General features: G+C 47.3%; 20 protein-coding genes and 1 tRNA gene. 5 read left to right on the plus strand and 16 right to left on the minus strand.

From position 1 onward, the window contains the following. Positions 1-7: 7 nt before the first annotated feature. Genes THAL_RS02165 through THAL_RS02180 form a run of 4 tightly spaced genes read right to left on the minus strand, consistent with a single transcriptional unit; the run spans position 8 to position 3,966 of the window. Positions 8-223, minus strand: a complete 216-nt coding sequence (locus THAL_RS02165; RefSeq protein ID WP_012991477.1) for a MoaD/ThiS family protein — start codon at positions 221-223, stop codon at positions 8-10. Continuing rightward, positions 192-1,406, minus strand: coding sequence for a (Fe-S)-binding protein (locus THAL_RS02170; protein ID WP_012991478.1), 1,215 nt, complete (start codon positions 1,404-1,406; stop codon positions 192-194). Before THAL_RS02170 ends, THAL_RS02165 begins: the two co-directional genes overlap by 32 nt. 8 nt (positions 1,407-1,414) lie before the next feature. Continuing rightward, positions 1,415-2,677, minus strand: coding sequence for a M16 family metallopeptidase (locus THAL_RS02175; RefSeq protein WP_012991479.1), 1,263 nt, complete (start codon positions 2,675-2,677; stop codon positions 1,415-1,417). Further along, positions 2,674-3,966, minus strand: a complete 1,293-nt coding sequence (locus THAL_RS02180; protein WP_012991480.1) for a M16 family metallopeptidase — start codon at positions 3,964-3,966, stop codon at positions 2,674-2,676. Before THAL_RS02180 ends, THAL_RS02175 begins: the two co-directional genes overlap by 4 nt. A 22-nt stretch (positions 3,967-3,988) precedes the next feature. On the opposite strand from THAL_RS02180, the gene THAL_RS02185 reads away from it, so the two are divergent. Then, positions 3,989-4,507: a P-loop nucleotide/nucleoside kinase family protein gene (locus THAL_RS02185; RefSeq protein ID WP_041434169.1), complete on the plus strand. Its 519-nt coding sequence runs from the start codon at positions 3,989-3,991 to the stop codon at positions 4,505-4,507. Here the strand turns inward: THAL_RS02185 and THAL_RS02190 are convergent. After that, entirely contained in the window at positions 4,464-5,576 is a 1,113-nt protein-coding gene (locus THAL_RS02190; RefSeq protein WP_012991482.1) for a S41 family peptidase, read from the minus strand. The genes THAL_RS02185 and THAL_RS02190 overlap by 44 nt on opposite strands. Positions 5,577-5,642: 66 nt before the next feature. Between THAL_RS02190 and THAL_RS02195 the strand changes: the two genes are divergently transcribed. Next, on the plus strand, positions 5,643-6,038 hold the full coding sequence (locus THAL_RS02195; RefSeq protein ID WP_012991483.1) for a DUF4149 domain-containing protein: 396 nt from the start codon (positions 5,643-5,645) through the stop codon (positions 6,036-6,038). Further along, entirely contained in the window at positions 5,954-6,400 is a 447-nt protein-coding gene (locus THAL_RS02200; protein ID WP_148209089.1) for a RusA family crossover junction endodeoxyribonuclease, read from the plus strand. The genes THAL_RS02195 and THAL_RS02200 overlap by 85 nt, the downstream gene beginning before the upstream one ends. On the opposite strand, the gene THAL_RS02205 is transcribed toward THAL_RS02200, so the two are convergent. From THAL_RS02205 to THAL_RS02220, 4 genes are all read right to left on the minus strand, one after another. Next, the gene (locus tag THAL_RS02205) at positions 6,372-7,631 is read right to left on the minus strand and encodes a LysM peptidoglycan-binding domain-containing protein (protein ID WP_012991485.1); all 1,260 of its coding nucleotides are present in this window, start codon (positions 7,629-7,631) and stop codon (positions 6,372-6,374) included. The genes THAL_RS02200 and THAL_RS02205 overlap by 29 nt on opposite strands. Then, positions 7,600-7,875, minus strand: a complete 276-nt coding sequence (locus tag THAL_RS02210) for an acylphosphatase (RefSeq protein WP_012991486.1) — start codon at positions 7,873-7,875, stop codon at positions 7,600-7,602. Before THAL_RS02210 ends, THAL_RS02205 begins: the two co-directional genes overlap by 32 nt. Before the next feature lie 35 nt (positions 7,876-7,910). Beyond that, positions 7,911-9,197 (minus strand): serine hydroxymethyltransferase, encoded by a 1,287-nt coding sequence (gene glyA / locus THAL_RS02215; RefSeq protein ID WP_012991487.1) that lies wholly within the window; start codon positions 9,195-9,197, stop codon positions 7,911-7,913. A 127-nt stretch (positions 9,198-9,324) separates the two neighbouring features. Further along, a complete protein-coding gene (locus tag THAL_RS02220; protein WP_012991488.1) occupies positions 9,325-10,188 on the minus strand; it encodes an SDH family Clp fold serine proteinase in 864 nt (287 codons plus the stop codon). A 106-nt stretch (positions 10,189-10,294) separates the two neighbouring features. Between THAL_RS02220 and tpx the strand changes: the two genes are divergently transcribed. Further along, positions 10,295-10,804 (plus strand): thiol peroxidase, encoded by a 510-nt coding sequence (gene tpx / locus THAL_RS02225; protein WP_012991489.1) that lies wholly within the window; start codon positions 10,295-10,297, stop codon positions 10,802-10,804. A gap of 11 nt (positions 10,805-10,815) precedes the next feature. Then, positions 10,816-11,427, plus strand: a complete 612-nt coding sequence (gene hisG, locus THAL_RS02230; RefSeq protein WP_012991490.1) for an ATP phosphoribosyltransferase — start codon at positions 10,816-10,818, stop codon at positions 11,425-11,427. Here hisG and THAL_RS02235 read toward each other — a convergent pair. The 7 genes from THAL_RS02235 to der form a co-directional block, all read right to left on the minus strand. Further along, positions 11,396-12,034: a hypothetical protein gene (locus THAL_RS02235; protein ID WP_012991491.1), complete on the minus strand. Its 639-nt coding sequence runs from the start codon at positions 12,032-12,034 to the stop codon at positions 11,396-11,398. The two genes, hisG and THAL_RS02235, sit on opposite strands and share 32 nt — an antisense overlap. Then, a complete protein-coding gene (locus THAL_RS02240; protein WP_012991492.1) occupies positions 12,031-12,825 on the minus strand; it encodes a TIGR00282 family metallophosphoesterase in 795 nt (264 codons plus the stop codon). The genes THAL_RS02235 and THAL_RS02240 overlap by 4 nt, the downstream gene beginning before the upstream one ends. Before the next feature lie 7 nt (positions 12,826-12,832). Next, positions 12,833-12,919, minus strand: a tRNA-Leu gene (locus THAL_RS02245). Between the two features lie 13 nt (positions 12,920-12,932). Further along, positions 12,933-13,583 carry a (d)CMP kinase gene (gene cmk / locus THAL_RS02250; protein WP_012991493.1) on the minus strand — a complete coding sequence of 217 codons (651 nt, stop codon included), beginning with the start codon at positions 13,581-13,583 and terminating at the stop codon, positions 12,933-12,935. After that, positions 13,580-14,602, minus strand: coding sequence for a chorismate-binding protein (locus THAL_RS02255; protein WP_012991494.1), 1,023 nt, complete (start codon positions 14,600-14,602; stop codon positions 13,580-13,582). Before THAL_RS02255 ends, cmk begins: the two co-directional genes overlap by 4 nt. Further along, entirely contained in the window at positions 14,603-15,091 is a 489-nt protein-coding gene (locus THAL_RS02260) for an ADP-ribose-binding protein (RefSeq protein ID WP_012991495.1), read from the minus strand. It abuts the gene before it with no gap. An 11-nt stretch (positions 15,092-15,102) separates the two neighbouring features. Continuing rightward, entirely contained in the window at positions 15,103-16,395 is a 1,293-nt protein-coding gene (gene der, locus THAL_RS02265) for a ribosome biogenesis GTPase Der (RefSeq protein WP_012991496.1), read from the minus strand.

A 16,395-nucleotide genomic window follows, 5' to 3' on the forward strand; every position in this document is an offset into this window, starting at 1 on the left:
GAATATTTTAGAGGTTTTTACCACCCGAGATGGCGTTTATGACCCTTACCTGGTCCTCCGGTTTTATAGGTTCTTCCTCACTGACCACTTCTCCGTTTTTTACCACAAAGGCGTACTGTCTAGATAATCCGAGAGCCTTCAGTACATCATCTGCAGTAACTTTGTCCTTTTCAAAATGCAACTCTACCTTTCTACCTCTGTAAAGAACCTCTATCCTCACCATCGTGAAGCCTCTGAGCCAGATAATCAGCCAAGTGCATTACCTTCTGACACTTCCCGTATTTTCTGGTTCCGTCGGTCAGTTGGAGTACACAACCGGGACAAGTGGTTAGAACCACCTGGGCCTCCGTTTTGAGAAGGTCATCCATCTTCTCCTTCTGTATTTTATCTGACAGGGCAGGATTGGTTATGGAAAAAATACCCGCAAAACCACAACAAGATTTATCTTTGCTGGCTTTTCTAACTTCAGCGTTCTTTACCATCTTCAGGGTGTCGTAAAAAACCTCCTCTTTCAGCTTCATGGCGGTGTAAGAGTGACACGGTACGTGAAAGGTCACCCTCTCACCGTTTCCTTTAAAAGGAAGAGGGTTCTTCTGTATTATCTGGGTAAAGTCAAAAACATCCTTGTCTATACCGTAATCTTCCTTAAGTGCACCACCACAGGTAGGACAGGCTACTACCACTGCATCGTACTGGTATTTACTCATCTCCTTCATGTTATGTTCCTTCAGTTGGGTAAAACTCTCCATATCACCTGAGTAGTAGTGAGGCGCTCCACAACACCTTATATCTTCCGGGACTATCACCGTATAACCAGCTCTGTTCATCAACTTTATTACGTTTCTGCCTGTCTCTGTGTAAAAGGCATCTATCATACAACCTGTGAAGAAGAGGAGCTTACCTTTCTCCTGATCCGCCTGAAAGACCTTACCACGCAACTCAAAGGCGGAGGGAGATGCCTTCGGCATAAACTTGCGAGCCCCCGTAGGAAAGATGATACGCAAACCTTCTGCAGGAAGTAGTCGAAGTATTTTCCCTAGGATGGGAACTACTTTTCTGCCCAACGGAGACTGTAGTAACATAAGGCTTTTCAGCGCCATCCTCTTTACCAGACCCATACCCAGTTTTTTCTTTTGGTGATGTCGCGCAAAGGCCATTATCTCCTTATACTGAACATCGTTGGGGCATATCCACTCACACCTTCTGCACATGGCACACTCATCCCACTGCTTGGCTACTTCTTGGGTGAGAGGCAGATCTCCCTTTACCACCATCTCTGCCAAAGCCAACCTACCCCGTGCGTAAGATCCTTCCTCCTGTCGGTAAGTAGGACATACTGACTTGCAGAGGCCACACTTTACGCACTTTTGTGCTAAATCCAAAGGTATCTCTACCAACTTTTCCATAGTCTTTATTAAATCTTGGGTGGTTGCACCACCACGCAATGATACTTATCACCTAGATTTTCCCTCAGACGCTTTATGTCCTCCCACCTAACCTCCTGTATCCGTGAAACGTACTCATCATCCGTTTTGTAACCAAGACCTAACACCTCGTAAAAGCCCCTGTACCAGGCTCTTCTGGCTCTTGTTTGATGGTCAAGGATATAGTCGCCCACCATTCTCTTCTTAGCCAGCTGAAGATCTCCTTCTTCTATAGGAGAATGTAAGATCACTTTCACCAGGTCCTGAAGTGCATCCTGTGCCTTTTGGGGAGAAGTGCCTATGTAAGCTATAAGACGGGGAGATGCAAGGCGTGTTGGGTACATGGCAAAGGTGGCGTAAGCATAGCCCTTTTTCTCCCTCAACTCCTTAAAAAGCTTTGAGTTCATCCCATCACCCAGTATAGAGGTAAGGACCTTGAAAGCAAAGTAGTCCTTAGAGTTGTAAGGAACTGCGTTGAAAGCGCACATTATGGTTGCCTGAGATCCTTCCCTCTCCACCTTTTCTAACTTGGTTTCTTCTATATAAGTGCTCACCGTATCCACAGGATAACTACCTGCAGGTAAAGAAGAAAAAGCTTCTTCCAATTTTCCTCTCACCTGATCCCAACTTATGTCTCCCGATATGCTCACCACCACGTTTCCACCTTTTACAAGCTGGCGCCACCGCTCAAGAAGATCTTCCCGTGTTATGTTCTGTATGTCCTCTTCTCTTCCTAAAGGAGATACTTCGTAGCTGGTTCCTCTGTAGGTTATCCTTCTTAGATGTTCCATGGCAAAGTCAAAGCCTCTCTCTCTGCTGGCCCTTATAGCAACTATGGTGTTGTTCTTTTCCCTACTGAGGTCATCCTGCGAGAAGAGGGGTTCTGTCAGTATACTCTTTATAACCTCAAGAGCCTTTTCAAAACCCTGTGGTCTTGTAGAAAAGCTTATCTCCACGTAATCATCTGCCGTGGAGGTTGATATACTACCTCCCCAGTCTTCAAAGGTACTGGCTATACTGTAAGCGTCGTAGCTTTTAGTACCCCTTATAAGGAGAGTGGCCATAAGGTGTGTGGTGCCTCTCTTTTTCTCTCCGTGGGTACCCCCTTTTATGAAGATACTGCCGCTTACTATACCCCTGCCGTGAGTCTCTTCCACTATGATGCGTACACCGTTTTTGAGGGTCAGATAATGCACCTTACCACCTCCGTAGGAGATACCTAAAAAACTCAGGAAAAGGAGTATTATAATCATCTCTTAGGTACCATAAGGAGTTCCACGTAAGGCCTTCCCAAGAAGTACCTCTCTAAAACCCGAAGAACGTCTATCTTCCTTACACTTCTTATGTTGTTTTCAAAGTAAAGATAGTAATCCAATCTCCCTATGACTGTAGCAGAGTATCCTATGAAGTAAGCCTCTCGCTGAGGTTTTTCTTGAGTGAACACCTCACCGTTTATTATCCTTTCCTTAGCTTTTTCCACATCCTCGTCAGATAGGTTTGTACTGAGATCTTGCATAAGCTTAAAGATCCTTTCCTTTACCTCTTGGTATTTGGAAGGATCAAAGGTGGCATAAATCACGTAAAGGTTGTCACGAGGCCTTCCCATGTCCCCTGTAGACACACTGTAAACCAAACCTTTCTCCCTCAGTTCCCTGTAGAAGAGGGATGTTCGTCCTCCTCCCAGAATCTGGTCCAGCACCACGAGAGCGTAGTACTCCTTCTCACCAGCCGGAACTGTTTTCCAGGCTATAGCCCACATAGCTCTCTCTAATCTCGGATCTTCCAACTTCTTGAAACGGTTCTGAGACCAATCAGGTTCCGGTAAAAAGTCGGAGAAGGGAACTCTTCTGCCCGTCTCCTTACCGAAGGTTTCTTCTGTCACCTTCAGCACCTCCTGAGGATCCACATCTCCCACCACCACCACGTACATGTTTTGGGGTTGGTAGAAGTTTCTGAAGAACTCAAGAAGCATCTCTCTGTTGAACTTCTGGATTGTCTCTTCAAAGCCTATGATGGGAAAGCGATAGGGTGATACCTTGTAGGCCAGTTTTTCCAGCTCTTCCCACAACACGTTGGAGGGGTTGTCCTTGCCTCTTCTTAACTCCTCTATGACGATGGGCTTTTCTTTTTCCACCATCTGCTCCTGCAGTAAGGGTTTTTGGGTGAGTTGGTAAAGTAATCTCAAAGCCTGTTGCCAGTAAGGTTGCGCCACAGTGATGTAATAGAAGGTGTAGTCTTTGGAAGTTCCCGCGTTTATGTCGCCACCCATCTCTTCCACCAACCTATCTATCTCACCGTAAGGATACTCTTCCGAACCGTTAAAGAGCATGTGTTCCAGAAAATGAGCCATACCCTTCTGTTGGTAGTTCTCGTAAATGGAACCTACCCTGAACCACACCTGTAGAGACACCGCTGTGGTGTCGTCCCTAGGATTCACTATGAGGGTGGCTCCGTTGCTGAGTTTGTACACTTTCAACTGAGTTGTGGCAAAGCTAACACTCATAACCACTACCTCCAGAAGCACTATAAGGAGAACCAGCACAATGATAATATTATGCAATGTTGTGATAGTGGTGGTGATGGGTCTTTCGGGGAGCGGTAAATCTTATCTGGCCAAGTTGCTCCATCGTTACTGGGGTTTCGAATGGATAAGAAGTGACGAGATAAGGAAAAAACTGGCCGGGATAGAACCGACAAAGCACGTAAGGGAGGCCTTCGGTGAGGGTATATACTCTCAAGACTGGACCGAGAGGGTATATAGTCAGATGGTGAAGATGGCTGAGGATCTGGTGAAGGAGGGGAAAAAGGTGGTACTGGACGCCACCTTTTTGAAGGAGTGGCAGAGAGAGTTAGTAAAATCGGCTTTCCCTGATGCTATTTTTCTACTGGCCGAGGCAAGTGACGAGACCATAAGGCGTAGGTTGAGGGAAAGAGAAGATATCTCCGACGCCACAGAGGAGATATACCTAAAACAGAAGGAGGTATTTGAAAGACCTTCTTACGCGGTGGTGGTAAACACGGAGAAAAGTGAAGAGGAGCTTAGGGAGTTATTGCAAAATCTTCTTTCGGCAAAAGGGGTTTGATACACTTCAGAGCAGAGGACAGAGAATCGTCCTTTCCTAAAGGACAGTCTGGCCTTATGCCACCATCCGGTGCTATGGGGGAACCGTCGGGCAATTTCATGACAAAGGTCACCAGCCTCACCACCTTCCCACAGGAGTTAAGGGGATAAACGTTACTTCCCACATACTTTCCGAAAGTGTTTTCACCCGCTACAACCGCTTTGGCATACCTTTTGAGAAGGGCAGTGAGTAGTTCACCCGCTGACGCTGTGTTTCTGTTAACGAGAACCAAAATAGGCATTCCAATGCCCTTTCTGTTACTGAATTCATAAAGAACAACGCCGTTACCCGCCGACTCTAAGTAGAACATCACCCCCTCACCACCTATCAGAGTGTCCGCTATACCTTTGGCCACCGATATGAGGCCTCCGCTGTTGTTTCTTAGATCCAGTACAAGACCATCTATACCTTCTGATATCAGTTTTTCTAAAGCTGCAGAAAATTCCCTTAACGCAGGCATTGTAAAGTTAACGAGGTGTATGTAACCCAGTTTCTTACCCATGAACTCCAGCACCTTTACGTCCTCTATAGGATCCACCACAAAGGGCCCTTTGTAAACATCAACGGTGACGAAAAGACCGTTCCTTATTAGGACTAGTTCTACGGGCTTTTCAGCAGGGGTGTTTCTGATGACAACACTCCACTTGGTGTTGTCTCTTTCGCCGTTGATGGAATAAATGATATCTCCGGGCCTTATGCCTGCCTTCTCAGCAGGGGAGCCTCTGAAAACCCTAACCACCTGACCTTTGTCATCCCACCTTATACCAATTCCTACCAACTTTCCTTCAGAGTACCAACTCCTGTCTTCCTCTATGTTGGTTATGGTAGTCCACTTATCACCCTTCTGGCGGAGAAACTGAATAGCCTCTGATTCATCCTGCCACGTGGGTAAAGGACCCAGTTTTTCCTTCCACAGGTAGTATCTCTGTATGTATTCCCTCAGTCTCTGCAGTGTTTCCTCTCTGGAGCAAGTTTCCTGACTGTAAGCTAACTGAAGCAGTATGAGAAGTAGGAAAATGGGCAGGTTCATAGCTCCGCAGTATCCTAATAATAACATCTGTGGTGCCTTTTGGCAACGCTGTTAAAATAAAAGACTATGGAGAAGATGCTGGTTTTTCTCAACAGCCTCTATCTGGGAATGGCTTCCTTTTTCAGTTTCTATGTGGCACCTACCCTCTTTAAGGTATTAGGCAAGGAGCAGGCGGGCAAGGTGGTGGAGAAGGTGTTTCCCGTTTACTTTGGTGTAGGTGGCCTTGTAGCACTTCTGTCCGTCCTTTTGGGTTTTCGGATAGGTAAATTCTTTGTCCTTCTAGCCATCCTCAATTTACTACTGCACATACTGCAGGAGTTTTACATACTTCCAACGGCAAACCAACTTAAGCAGAGTAACTACGAGGAGTTTATGAGATGGCACGGTATATCGGTGAGCGTGAATCTAGCCATTCTGGTGATAACCCTCCTCATGGTGGTGATAATACTCAGAAAGTTGTAGAGCTGTACATATCCACACTCCCTGTTCCTAAAAGCAACAGATACATAAGAAGGCGTGGTGGGAAGGTTTTTAAACCACCTCGTATAAAAAACTGGGAGGTGAGAGCCCTCTGGGAGATAAAACAGCAGTACTCGGGAAGTACCCTTTTGGGACCATTACGGATGGAAGTGGAGCTTACACTACCCAACCGGAGGAAGAGGGACATAGACAACATGCTAAAAAGCTTGTGGGATATTTTAGAAAAAGCAAAGGTTATAGGCAACGACGATCAAATACAGGAACTTTACGTCATAAAAAGGTACTCTAAGGGGCAGCAGGGTACTAAGATAAGGATCATTGAAGGGATCTCAGATACTCAGTAGGATTAAGGGGTATACCATCCTTGTCTCTAAGTTCAAAGTGAAGAACGCACCTTCCAGAATCCTTATCCTTTCCTATCACTGCTATAGCCTGTCCCTTTTCCACCGTGTCTCCTCTCCTTACCAGGTTGGTGGAGTTGTTGGCATAAAGGGATATAAAGCTACCGTGATCTACAATGACCATGTTACCGTAAGCCTTAAGATCATCTCCGCTGTATATCACCTTCCCTGACTCAACAGCTCTTACCTTCTGATCACAGTTTCCTACTATCTGCACACCCCTCTGAGCCTTTTCTATCTTACCCTCTACAGGCATAGGCAGTTTCCCTATGCTTATCTTCTTCTCTACCGGTGGTGGAGGTGGTGTCTCCCTCTCTTCCACCGTTGGTATTTTTTCCCTCTCTGTTTTCTTTTCCACTTTCTCTACCTTTTCAGCCACCTTTTCTTCTTTCATTTTTTTAGGGATTTTTACCACCGTTCCCGGCTTTAGCCATTTTCCTTTCAGCTCTGGGTTTAGCTTTTCCAGCTCTCTGAGCGGTACACCCAGTTTTCGAGCCACATGCTGAAGCTTCGCCCCCTTCTTAACAGTGTAAGTGGTGTAATCAACCTCTTCTCCTTTTTTACTGACCTTTTCCACCTTTTCAGCCACCTTTTCTTCTTTCATTTTTTTAGGGATTTTTACCACCGTTCCCGGCTTTAGCCATTTTCCTTTCAGCTCTGGGTTTAGTTTTTCCAGCTCTCTGAGCGGTACACCCAGTTTTTGAGCCACATGCTGAAGCTTTGCCCCCTTCTTAACAGTGTAAGTGGTGTAATCAACCTCTTTCCCTTTTTTACTGACTTTTTCCCCGTGACTACGTGCCGGAATCTTCAGCTCTTGACCTTCCTTTATGACATGAGATTTTAGTCCGTTGAATTTGGCCAACTCCTTTACATCTACACCAAACTTCTGAGCTATCTCCTCAAGGGTATCACCCTTTTTCACCCTGTAGATGGCGTAATCTCCTTGTTTTTTCTCTGCCTTTGTCTTTACAGGTATACATATCTGCTGACCTACCTTCAGCCTGTTCTCCTTAAGGTTTTTGTTGTACCGCTTGATATCGGATAGAGATACGCCGTACTCTCGAGCTATACTCTCCAAAGTGTCACCTTTTCTCACTTTGTGGAACTTACACTCTTTCCCCCACGCTAAAGTTATAAGTAAGCTAATACCTAACAGAAAAACCCCTCTCCTCATGCTGAGGCACCTCCTTTACTATCTCCATCACATCTACCCTAGCGCCCCTCGGACCTTCTGACACCTCCTTAAGAAACTGCCACACCACATCCTTATCTCCCTGGACCCATATCTCTACTCTACCGTCGGGTAGGTTCCTCACCCAACCATCGAGAGCATAACTCTCCGCCACCTTCCTAGTGAAGGCTCTGAAACCCACACCCTGCACCACACCCCGCAAGTACACCCTATAAGCCACCAACATTATACGTTTATTATAACCTTATGTCCCCTTCCTTATCAAAGACGGGTTGCTTGGCTATCAGAAAGCTCATGGAGTCTTTCCCTCATTTCTGGATAAAGAGGGAACTGTTCACAAAGTTCCATCACTTCTCCTCTCACCCTCTCTATCACCTTCTCGTCAGAAATGTTCTTAATAACAGTGGATATCAGTTTAGCTATTCTCCTCATTTCGTCCTCTCTCATACCACGGGTGGTCATAGCGGGTGTACCGAGCCTTATACCGCTCGTTTTGGTGGGCGGTAGAGGGTCAAAGGGAACAGCGTTTTTGTTAACGGTGATGTGGGCTCTTCCGAGAGCGGCCTCCACCTCTTTACCGGTGAGTCCCGTCCCTCTTAGATCCACCAGCACTATGTGGCTGTCTGTTCCTCCCGTCACTATCCTGAAGCCTTCCTTGGTCAGTTCCTCAGCGAGGGCCTTGGCGTTGGCTACCACCTGACGAGCGTAAACTTTGAATTCTTCTGTCATAGCCTCCTTGAAGGCTACAGCTTTGGCTGCTATGACGTGCATGAGAGGGCCACCCTGTATACCGGGAAATACAGACTTATCTATGTCCTTGGCAAATTGGCTTTTGCAAAGGATAAAACCACTTCGTGGACCCCTCAGTGTTTTGTGAGTGGTGGAGGTAACAAAGTGAGCGTAGGGCACAGGATTGGGATACACCCCTCCCGCTATGAGACCTGCGTAGTGAGCCATATCCACCATAAGGAGAGCTCCCACCTCGTCCGCTATCTCCCTCAGCTTGGCCCAATCTATGATGCGTGGGTAAGCGGATGCTCCTCCCACGATCAGTTTGGGTTTGTGTTCTTTTGCCAAACGATACAGCTGATCATAATCTATCAGCTCCGTGTTGGGATCAACACCGTAGTAGACGGCGTTGTATATCTTACCGGAAAAGTTTACCTTTGCACCGTGTGTAAGGTGTCCGCCGTGGGCCAGATCCATTCCTAGTAGAGTATCACCTGGTTGTAGGACAGCCATGTAAACGGCCATGTTGGCCTGACTTCCTGAGTGAGGTTGTACGTTGGCGTGCTCTGCGCCAAACAACTTTTTGGCCCTCTCTATGGCGAGGGTTTCTGCCACGTCCACCCACTCACATCCCCCGTAGTATCTCTTTCCCGGGAGTCCCTCCGCATATTTGTTGGTGAGTAAGGAACCCTGGGCTTCCATAACCGCCAAGGATGTAAAGTTCTCAGAGGCTATAAGTTCCAGATGGTAGAACTGCCTTTCGTACTCTTTCAGTATCACGTGGTAGATCTCTGGGTCTGTCCTCTTCAGATGGTCCATACTTCACTCTTCTACCCGGACATAGGCGTCCACAGTCCGGGTGCTGGGGTATTTTTATACCGCCTCTTGGCGGATGCCCATGCCCCAGCAGGCGGTATTTGGACATCCGCACTAAAACTAAATATTATCACTTTACCGCTCTGTGAGTTCTGTATGGCACGGGTATATACTGTACGGAGGGAACCTGAGAACCCATGGGCTGAGGGAACAACTCCATAAGCTCGTATACTTCCTCGGGCACATCGGTGGATATGTTGAGACCCAAAGACTTCAGGTACTCCACCGTAAGGGGATAGTCATGGGTGTACTTACCTACCGACAGTTCTTTGGCAATACTTTGGGCCTTCTCTCTATCCATACCCTTTGAAGTCAGAAGATAGGTGACGTACTGTTCCATCTGCTCTATGGCTTTCCTTGCCACATCTGCCATCACTATAGTCTGGTCATCTATATCCTTTACATCTTTTATCTCCAGAACCTTCAGTATAGATGCTGCTGGTAGCTGTCCTATCTGGGGATCCACTGGACCAAGCACCGCGTTGGGATCCATGATTATCTCGTCGGCGGCAAGAGCTATGAGGGTACCTCCAGACATAGCGTAATGAGGTACTATAACACGAACGGGACCTCTGTGACGTGCCAGAGCATTAGCTATCTGAGTGGCGGCGAGAGCCAACCCTCCGGGTGTGTGAACTATGAGATCTATAGGCATGTCAGGAGGTGTCAGTCTTATGGCTCTGAGCACCTGCTCCGAGTCTTCTATGGTTATGTAACGGAATATGGGGATGCCGAAGAAACCCACACTCTCCTGTCGGTGAATGAGGGTGATGACTCTGCTACCTCTCTTTTTCTCTAAGGTCTCAATGAGAGAGTTTCTGGCATTGTTAAGGGCCCACCTCTTCCATAGAGGTAAAAGGAAGAACACCAGAAAGAGGATCCAAAAGAAGAAGTTGAAAAAACTAACGAAAGGGTTCACCATAGGTTGTTCCATAAAGGGTATTATACCACCCCATCTCTGCCACACTGATGAGTATCATCTTGAAAACTTCAGTTGTGTCCTTTAGAATACTCCACAAAACTCTCAGGAGGTTGGTAACATGGCGCAGACCGTAAATCTAAAAGGCTCTCCCGTTACACTGATAGGATCCTTACCTAATGTGGGTGACAGAGCACCTGAGGCCATAGTGGTCACAAAAGATCTTCAGGAGAAAACCGTAGGTGGCGCGAAGGGTGTGGTACAAGTTATCATAACGGTGCCCTCTTTGGACACGCCAGTATGCGAGACAGAAACCAAGAAGTTTAACGAGATGCTGGCAGGTATGACAGGTGTGGATGTTACCGTAGTCTCTATGGATCTCCCCTTTGCTCAAAAGAGGTTCTGTGAGAGCTTCAACATCGGCAACGTGACGGTAGCCTCCGACTTTCGTTACAGAGACATGGAGAAGTACGGTGTCCTCATAGGAGAAGGTGCTCTTAAGGGCATACTGGCCAGGGCGGTCTTCATTGTGGACAAAGAGGGTAAGGTGGCTTACGTACAACTGGTCCCCGAGATAACCCAAGAACCCAACTACGACGAGGTTATCAACAAGGTGAAGGAATTGCTATAATTTCTTTCAGAATGTTACGCATAGCCCTCCCCAGGGGTAGACTCTTTGAAGAGACACTACAGTTCTTTCTGAAATTGGGAATACTGAAAGAACCCCTGGAGGAGGGCCGAAAACTCAGCGTAAGGCAGGGGGATAAGGAGTATATACTGGTTAAACCTTTCGATGTTCCCGTCTATGTAGAGAACGGCGTTGCGGATCTGGGTGTTGTAGGTTACGATGTACTGGCTGAGTCAGAGACACAGGTTTATCTTCTGTGGGATCTTGGTATAGGCTTCTGTAGGATGGTGGTGGCCGGTAGGGAAGAAGACAGGGAAAAGTACGAAAAGGGCTCCTTTCTAAAGGTGGCCACCAAATACCCTCGCATCGCTCGTAGATTTTTCTCAGAAAGAGGCATAAGGAGCTCCATAATTCCTCTGAGTGGGTCTGTGGAGCTGGCACCTCTTCTGGGACTGGCTGATGTCATCGTAGACTTGGTTCAGACAGGCAGAACCCTTAAGGAGAACCATCTGGTAGTCTTTGAGGAGATCATGCCTTCCACAGCAAAGCTTGTGTGTAACAGAGCCAGTTACAGAAACAAACGTGAGGAGATTCTCAATCTTCTAAACATCCTAACGGCAAACTGATGGAGGGCAGTTGTAGCTCTCCCTGCGGAAGTCGTACCACATTACCCACCAGCTCTTCTATAAAGTTCAGCCTCTCCTCTAAAGTTCCTACACTGACTCTGTGAAGTCTTGCTATTTGTTCCAGATCCGGCGCGCTTCCCGTCATCTTGGCTATTATTCTGGCTATAACGTAACTCTTAGAATCTACCTCCGGGTATATATCCTTTATGTAGGTAAGTACATCGGAGGAGTAGACGACCACACGGTGATGGACTGCCATCTTCCTCACCATGTTTTCCAACTGCGTCTGCGTGTAGAACTCAACGCCTTCCTTGGTTTTGATACCTGCCAGTAGGGAATTGCCGTCCCATTCTACATCGTACACCACAAAGGTGGTGGGGAACTCTTCCCAACCCAGTTCCTGTGCGTAACTGAGAAAGGCTCCCATAGCCTCTTCCCTTGAAGGGAAGATGTGAAGAAGTCTGTCAAAACTCTCGTCATCTACGTGAGCATACAGGATCCTGCAGTGGTTATGATGGCCTTCGTGGAGTGTGTAGCTCACCTCCTCCCAAACGCGAAAAAGCTCCAACAATCTCTCTCTGTCCCTGTCTACAGCCTGAAGTTTCATAGCTCTCTTAGCTCCTCCTGGGATATGTACAACTGTACCCTCTCCATTTTAACGCATCTTCCTTTAGTCTCCTCCACTTCCGCTATCACCGCGTTGAAAACCACGTCTCCCTTCTCCTCCACTTCGTAGCGCTGGGGCATACCTGTGAGAAATCTCTGTATAGCCTGCTGATGTTTCATCCCTATCACCGAATACCAACATCCCGTCATACCTATGTCAGTGACGTATCCTGTCCCTCCGGGTAGTATTATCTGGTCGGCTGTAGGCACATGAGTATGGGTACCGTACACCACACTGGCCCTACCATCCGCGTATATGCCAAAGGCCCATTTTTCGGAGGTAGTCTCAGCGTGGAAATCTACCAACACTATAGGGGTATGGCGTGACAGCTGGTCGTAAAGGTTATCAAAGGTGAGAAAAGGATTCTCCAGCTGACAGTCCAAGAAAACTCTACCCATCAAATTTATCACCCCGAACATAACACCCCTCTTTTCGTATAAACCGTACCCCTTCCCTGGTGCCTTGGGGTAGTTGGCTGGTCTCAGAAGATCCGGTTCATCTATTATCTCTAATACCTCCTTCTTGTCCCATATGTGATTACCAGATGTCAGTACATCTACACCCAGTTTCTTCAGTTCTTCGTAAACCTTGCGAGTTATACCAAAGCCACCTGCCGAGTTTTCCACGTTCACTATAACAGCATCAAAACTGCTAGGATAAGAAGCCAGAAAGTAACGCAGTGCCTTTCTACCCGGCTTCCCTATTATGTCACCTACCAGGAGAAATCTCATGATGTTATGGTGCGGGTGGAGGGAGTCGAACCCTCACGCCCTTTCGGGCACGGGATCCTGAGTCCCGCGCGTCTGCCAATTCCGCCACACCCGCTGAAAAGATAATTTTAATAGCCTCTCTCCTTTGATGCAACAAGGTGAAGTATCTCTTGGAGAACCTCCTCCGGTGTTTTACCTGTGGTGTCTATTATAAGGGCACCTTCTGTAGGTTTCAGGGGTGCCACCTTTCTCCTGGCATCTCTTTCGTCTCTCTCAAGGAGGTTCTTCAACACCTCATGGTAATCCACCTTTAAACCTTGTTCCATCAGCTGTATGTAACGTCTTCTTGCCCTTTCTTCCGGTGAGGCTGTTATGAAGATCTTTAGGTCTGCATCAGGTATTATATGGGTGGAGGCGTCCCTTCCTTCTACCACCATCTGGGATGAGCCTATGATGGACCAAAAGAGTTGGTTTATAGCCTTTCGAAAAGTGGGATCCTGTGCCAACAGTGAGGCCCACTGTCCTACCTCCTCAGTCCTCAGCTCTTCCTCCAGCTTGACACCTTCCCAAAAAACCTCTGTTTTCCCAACATCCACACGAACCTGTATCTTCTCGTTGAAGAGACTATCTACATGGGTCGTTCCTTTTGTCATAGCTATGTAAGCAAACAGTCTGTACACCATGCCGGTGTTGAGGTAAGGAATGCCGAGTCTCTCCGACAACATACGGGCTATAGTACTCTTACCGCTACCCGCAGGCCCATCTATAGCTATTCTCATAAGGGATTATTATAGAAAGCCCTCAGTTTTGAGAGGGTTTCCTCCCATTCCCCCTCTGGGTCTGAGTCGTACACTATACCAGAACCAGCAAAGTAGTGGACTTGGTTTCTCATACCAAAGGCGGTTCTTATAAGAACACTCAGCGTCATATCTTGGCCATCCCATACACCTGCAGCTCCACAGTAGTAGTCCCTCGCGTGGGGTTCCAGCTGGTCTATGATCTCCACCGCCTTCCTCTTTGGAGCTCCCGTTACAGAAGCCGGGGGAAAGAGAGCCAGGAGGACCTCTCTGGAGTCTCTGTGGGTGGTGGCCCTCACCGTAGAGTGCATCTGACATAAGGTGGCGTACTCTCTTACGGCAAAGAGCTCCTCTACCTCCACACTACCTGGTTGAGCTACCATCGACATGTCGTTTCTCACCATATCGGTGATCATAAGATTCTCCGCTTTATCTTTTTCACTTTTCAGTAATTGATAAGGACTACCGGCCGTGCCCTTTATGGGACTGCTCCACAGATACTCACCTCTCCTTTTCAGGAAAAGCTCCATAGAACCACTCACCACAAACAGCTCTCCTATATCCAGAAAGAAGGCGAAAGGTACCTCTTGGCGCATGTAGTATTGAAGAAACATACCCAACCTGCTACCTTCCAGTGACATATCAAAGCGTACCGAAAGATTGATCTGATAAAGGGTTCCTTCCTCTATGAGGTTCTTTATTCTCCTCACCTTCTTTATGTAATGATCTTTTTTCAGAGACATGCCTTCCAGTGTCAGACGGTAGTTAGCTTCCTGAGGATGGAAGGTCTTTATGTCCTCAATCTCCACAAAGATGATGGGAGGGTATGGACCTTTCTTTACCTTTATCCCTAAGGTTTCTTCCAAAACTCCGTAGGAGATGATCAAAAAACCTCTCCTGTTGGGAATCTCTTCTATGCTCTGCAAGAAGAGTAGTCTTCCGGGTATAGCTTCCCAAAGCCCCCTCTTTTCCAGAAAACCTCCCGAAAGGATGAGTCTCATCTAAAGGTTCTTCTGCCACTCTTGGACCATAAGGTGGTCCACATCCACCAGAATGATTTTTTTAAGGTTCTTAGGTTTAAAGGCTCTTATCTCCTCCAGCATGGCCTTTGCCGCTACATCTTTGGGTAACCCGCCTACGCCTGTCCCCATACCCGGCATGGCTATGACGCGGAACCCCTCCTTATCTGCTACCTCAAGGGATGCTCTCACCGCTTTTCTTACCTTCTCTTCTGTGGTTTCCATGGCAGGCCTTTCCATGGTAGGAGCGTGTATGACACCTTTAAAGGGAAGGCTCCCGGCTTTTGTGACCACAGCGGTTCCTACAGGTATAGGTGCCTTAGCTATGGCCTCCTTCTCTATCTCCTCCCCTCCGTACTTCTTTATCACACCGGCTACACCACCCCCCATGTATCCCAAAGAGTTGGCCGGGTTTACGATGGCATCCGCCTCCACTTCCAGTATACTACCCAGACGTACTTCCAGCTCCATAAAGAGTAATTTTACTGTTCCCTTCCTCTGATGACCAGCTTAAGGGGTGCGTGCTTTATGTTGAGATACTCCCGTAATCTTCTGGTAAAGAACTTGACGTAATGGGCTTTCCAACCCTCGGGATAGTTGGTGATGATAACTACGGTGGGTGGTTTTATACCTTCTTGAAAAGCGTAGTATACCTTAAGATCCTTTCCCTGGTAAGAGGGTGGCTCTTTCTCAGCCAAAACTTTCTCCACAGCTCTGTTTACGAAAGAGGTCTTGTGCTGCTTAACGTAGTCTGCATACACCAATGTGATGGTTTTAAGGAGATCTTCTACGCCTCTTTTCTGTATAGCTGACGTAAAGACTACGGGAGCAAAGTCTAAAAAATGAAGACGCTGGCGTATGTAAGACTCCAGCTGCGAAGGAGGTGTTTTTACCAAATCTACCTTGTTACCCACTATGACGCATCCTCTGTATCGCCTCTCTATGAGACCACCTATCTTTTGATCCTGATGGGTAACACCTTCCGTTAGATCAAGGACAAGACACACCACATCGGAAAGCTCTATGGCCTTTATACTTCTCCCCACGGAGAAAAACTCAACACCGTACTCCACCTTACTGGGTCTTCTCATACCTGCTGTGTCCACCAAGACGAACCTTTCACCTCCGTACTCAAAGGGTAATTCTACCGCATCCCTGGTGGTTCCGGCTACAGGTGACACCAGTACCTTTTCCTCACCCATTATGGCGTTAATGAGAGAAGACTTACCTACGTTAGGCCTCCCCACAAAGGAGACCTTTATGCCTTCGTAGGATAACTCTTCATCCTCCTTGAGAAAAGGTAGAACGGCATCCAGCAGATCCCCCACACCTCTCCCGTGCTCTGCAGAAATTCCAAACACCCTTTCAAAACCGAGAGAGTAAAACTCGTACAGGTTCTTCTCCAAGGACTTGTTGTCTATCTTGTTGACTACTAAGAACACTTTGTCTCTGTAAGGATACAAAATCTTGGCTATGTTTTGATCTGATGCTGTGATGCCTTCTCTTCCGTCCACCACAAAGAGGATAACGTCGGCCTTTCTGATGGCCTTTAACACCTTATCTCTCACCTCCCGTGTGAGCTCATCCCCTTTCTCCATGATACCACCTGTGTCGGCCACTATGAACTTTCTATCCTTCCACTGAACTTGAGCCTCCACTATGTCACGGGTCACGCCGGGGATAGGAGACACTATGTTCTTTCTCCTGCCCACCAGTCGGTTAAAAAGGGTGGACTTACCCACGTTAGGCCTTCCCACTATCAGAACTCTTCCCAT

Origin of the sequence: Thermocrinis albus DSM 14484 (assembly GCF_000025605.1) — a bacterium.
In the GTDB taxonomy this organism is placed as follows: domain Bacteria; phylum Aquificota; class Aquificia; order Aquificales; family Aquificaceae; genus Thermocrinis; species Thermocrinis albus.